Source organism: Kosmotoga sp. DU53 (assembly GCF_001639905.1).
GTDB classification, from domain to species: domain Bacteria; phylum Thermotogota; class Thermotogae; order Petrotogales; family Kosmotogaceae; genus Kosmotoga; species Kosmotoga olearia.
Map to the genome: position 1 here is coordinate 1 of NZ_JGCK01000031.1, position 4,125 is coordinate 4,125.

A 4,125-nucleotide genomic window follows, 5' to 3' on the forward strand; every position below is an offset into this window, starting at 1 on the left:
TAAGTATCTTCAACTCGGAGATAAAGACAGAGGGGTAATAGATACCTTCATGAGAAACTACGTTCGCTACGACAGGAACTGGGGGCTGAGACCCAAACCTCCCGCAGAACTTTATCCCTTCACCCAGAAATACAGGCTAAAGAAAACCCAGACTGCCCTCGCTTACTGGGCGCTGGATAAGAAGAAGGAAAGGGAAAAGCTGATTAATAGACTTTTGAGATTTATTTGAAACATTTCTTATACTTCCAGTGTCTTCGGTGTTTAACTACCGGTTAGTATGCGGGTGTATAACTTTTTTGTGTAAACTCCGAACTCCAGATTAGACATAGAATTTCACCCAAGAATTCCTAACAGACCCCTTTATTCTGTTAACTCGAAACGCATAAGCTGAGATTATGACTCACTTCCTTCTAAAGATTTTTGTTTACAGTATTCTCGAATTGCACGTATCCTAAATCCCACTATCATTTGAATAACGAATATAACCCCGTAAAAGGCGAGCATACTACGAGGAGAAAAAATATCTAGAAGAACTCCACCCAAAAAGAGGGATAATGGAGCAGAGATCGTCTGTGTTGCAGAAATCACACTCGTAACTCTACCCATTTTTCCCTGTTCAATTGTCTCTTGAAGATAGGTTTGCACACTTGCTTTGCTTATCGAAGTTACAAGACCAAATAGAAACATCATTACCATTAAACTATAAATGTTAAAGAAGATAGTGGTAGTTAGAAAGATCAAACCTATTATAAATTTAGCTCCCAGATTAATTTGAACATTATTAAATTTCCGCAGGAACTTCTTTAAGAGTGTATTTGCTGCAATACCTCCTATAATCATTCCAACTGCCATAATTGATTGAGTAATTCCATAAGTAAAAGCATCTCCATTCCATTTCCTTATCGCCACCGGTATCCAAAGGAAAAAAGGAATTAAAAAATCACCAATTGTACTCAGAAGCGTAACGGCAAAAAAAGCTCTATTCTTCCTAAACTCAGCAAATCCTTCTTTTAGCATGCTGAGATATGATTTGAAATTCTCTTTATCTTTTTCGTAATGCTTCTTGGTATCGCTTCTACCCTTTACAACAATCATGGCTCCACAGATCGCCGCGAAAATCGATGTCATTGAATCTATAAAGAAACAGGTGCTATAACCAAACATCTTGATAAATAAACCAGCAACCCCTGATCCTATAAAGGCTATGGAAGTAAAGAAAGATGTCTTAAAAGCGTTGAATGAAAATAAATGCTCTTTCGGGACAATCTCTGGAATAAAAGCAATGCTTGCAAGGAAGAAAAGCTGAAGTAAAAAGGGATAGAAAAAGGCTATCAAGTAGATATTTAATGTGCCAATCCTGCCCAAGTAGGCAGGAATAAAGAGTAAGAAGAAGACGACCAGTCCCTGGATCAAATCGCTGACAACTATTATTCTTTTCCTTGAGAATTTATCTACTATTATTCCTGCTACAAGACCAAAAATTCCTAAAGAAAATTCCTGAATCCCCATCACACTTCCCAACCCGGAAGCTTTCCCAGTCAGTTCCAACATTAACCATGCCAGGGCGATCTTGTGAAGCTCATCCCCAAAAGTAGAAACCCCTCTTCCTGTGAAGTAAAGAATGATATTTCTCTTGAGATTATTCTTCATTTTTTATCACCATTGTAGGATCCCCACCATGCTAAATTTTGGCTTAATTGAGCTCTTTTCTCTTCGACAAGATTCCAGAATACATCTTTATCTACCTTGAGCCAGGGGTTGTAATACTCTTCAACGATTTTGGAAACGAGAAAATCTAAATCCTCCCTCAACTGTTCGGGAGTAAAAAGCTTTTCGGCTATTGTGAAAGTGGAAATGAGTAAAAGGATTCCTATGAGTATATAGCGAGTTTTATTCACCACTATCTCCCTGGATTCCTGATACGTTATCCTTTTCCAGTTTCCAGTACAGCAAGTGCCTTATTTCATCGCTAAAACTTGCGTTTTTCATTGGAAGAGTTTTCATAAGAGAATTCTCATCATTTTTTCCTTATTTATTTTTCCCATAAGAATATACAGCAAAAATGCAAGGGCTATTCCAGATAAGGTGAAAATGATTATGGTACTTGTAGAAATGTTTGCTGGATTATTCATCATGCTTATAACTATTCCTATAGTCACAAACATTTCGAGGTACTGGAGAAGCAAGGGGTTTTTTACTATAACGAAAGCTATGCAAAATAGCTCTATAAGCACAAATCCAGATATTGGGGTTACGATAAAAAGCATCAACAAGAATTTTATGAGGTCACCTCTTAATAGAATCATAGTTGGAATTCCCATAAGTAACGATATAGGATAAGAAAACAAAAAGATCGCAAAACACTTTCCGAGAAGAATATCTTTAACAGATAACGGTGCTGCTAACAAACTCCCAAGAGTTCGGCTGTATCTTTCTGTATTGAAACTTATTGGAGAAAATAAGCATGCGCACAAAAGCATTGGCACCAAAGGAGATATTACTGAGTACGTTCCATTTCTACCTGGCAGAAATGGGTTTACGAAGGTAATAAATGCCGAAGTTAGGATTATGACTATCAATTTTACCTTTTCGCGAGAAAAGCATCGTATTTCTTTCCACATAATTGCTCTCATCATTCTTCATCCTCTTTTACAATTTTTATATAGATATCTTCCAGAGTTACCTTCTCAGTTTCCACTCGTTCGACACCGACATTATTTTCTACAAGGAACTTGACTAATTCTTTTGTATCGAAATGATCTCCTGGGACAAGGATCTCTTTGTCCCTTATTTTTTCAACGGGGTAATTTTTAGATAGTTTCTTTTTAAGAATGTCGCTTACATTCGTAGATACAATTATTTTCACACATTCCCTAACCCCTAATTGTTTTTTTAATTCTTCCATGGAACCGTCGGCTATGATTTTCCCTTTTCTGATCATTAATATCCTTGTGCATACTCTTTCGATGTCATATAGGTCATGTGAAGTGATGATAATGGTTTTATCGGTTCCTGCGAATCCTTTTAATAGGTCTACCACCTGTCTCCTTACAACGGGGTCAAGGTTCGATGTGGGTTCATCCATTACGATGAAAAGCGGATCATGAATAGCTACCTTCGCTATGGCCAATTTTTGCTTTAGCCCACTGGAAAGCTCTTTTACAAGATCCTTTCGTTTGTTCCACAAATCCCATCTTTCCAATATTTCTTTTACCTTTCGTGTATCCACAGAGTATACCTTCGCCCAGAATATCATGTTTTCTTCTACTGTCATATTCTCATATAGCCCTCTATCATCGAGGAGAAAACCGATCTTCTTTTTAAATTCCAAAGGCAAAGAATAGCTATCGTGGCCCCATAATTTAACACTTCCAGATGAGAGCTTTAGCAGGCCAAGGAGCGATTTCACGGCGGTTGTTTTTCCTGCACCATTAGGTCCTATTAATCCAACGATCTCTCCTCTTCCTATTTTGAAATTTATGTTTTTGAGAGCCTCCGTACCGTTTGGATAGATCTTGCAAGCGTTTTGAAATTCAACAACATGCGAATTCACAGAATATCGCCTCTTTTTCATAATTGCCCGGCTTTGGTCAATATTATTAAAATGAACCCTATAACTCCCAAAATTCCCACAATAGTTAAAGCTATTCTTTGCAAAGTCTTTCGGCGCTTTTCTGGTAACGATTTTGCTTTGTATATCATAACAATTGCGCCCAAAAGTATCACGTTACCTATTATCCCGAATAACTGCAATTTACTCATTCAAATCACCTCCCATATTATGTGGACAAACAATGTTTTGCTTGTGTTCATTTAACGATCTTTGCTCAGCTGCATAACAAGCAGTAAATCTAAACTTAAAATAAGTAACGATGCTTTTCTCAAAACAAATACTTTCGATTTTCTCACCTCTGTTCAACTTCCCTGATTGGTTATTGCGACTTTGTTTATTCGTTTTATCGATAGCCATGTTAATAACGCAAGCCACATTGCTCCGTACATCAATGCCTTTTTAGGATCATCAAGCCAGAACATATCAACAAGAACTTTCAAAAATTTGCTGTCTTTAAAATTGAGCATCAAAAAGAATGTGAGTTTCATGGCTATGAATATAATCCCTGCTGA

Annotated in this window: 5 protein-coding genes and 2 pseudogenes; 1 reads left to right on the forward strand and 6 read right to left on the reverse strand. The window is 37.2% G+C overall.

Annotation, left to right across the window (positions count from 1 at the left end; genetic code table 11):
- Window positions 1-229 (forward strand): annotated as a pseudogene (locus DU53_RS04030) (tetratricopeptide repeat protein); the annotation flags it as partial.
- A gap of 164 nt (window positions 230-393) precedes the next feature.
- On the opposite strand, the gene DU53_RS04035 reads toward DU53_RS04030, so the two are convergent.
- The 6 genes and pseudogenes from DU53_RS04035 to DU53_RS04060 form a co-directional block, all read right to left on the reverse strand.
- A complete protein-coding gene (locus tag DU53_RS04035) occupies window positions 394-1,650 on the reverse strand; it encodes an MFS transporter (protein ID WP_015868164.1) in 1,257 nt (418 codons plus the stop codon).
- A complete protein-coding gene (locus tag DU53_RS04040) occupies window positions 1,647-1,898 on the reverse strand; it encodes a hypothetical protein (RefSeq protein ID WP_015868165.1) in 252 nt (83 codons plus the stop codon). The genes DU53_RS04035 and DU53_RS04040 overlap by 4 nt, the downstream gene beginning before the upstream one ends.
- A 102-nt stretch (window positions 1,899-2,000) precedes the next feature.
- Window positions 2,001-2,636, reverse strand: a complete 636-nt coding sequence (locus DU53_RS04045) for a hypothetical protein (protein WP_015868167.1) — start codon at window positions 2,634-2,636, stop codon at window positions 2,001-2,003.
- Window positions 2,633-3,553, reverse strand: coding sequence for an ABC transporter ATP-binding protein (locus DU53_RS04050; protein ID WP_063727641.1), 921 nt, complete (start codon window positions 3,551-3,553; stop codon window positions 2,633-2,635). The genes DU53_RS04045 and DU53_RS04050 overlap by 4 nt, the downstream gene beginning before the upstream one ends.
- Before the next feature lie 17 nt (window positions 3,554-3,570).
- A complete protein-coding gene (locus DU53_RS04055; protein ID WP_063727643.1) occupies window positions 3,571-3,762 on the reverse strand; it encodes a hypothetical protein in 192 nt (63 codons plus the stop codon).
- A 153-nt stretch (window positions 3,763-3,915) separates the two neighbouring features.
- Window positions 3,916-4,125 (reverse strand): annotated as a pseudogene (locus DU53_RS04060) (hypothetical protein); the annotation flags it as partial.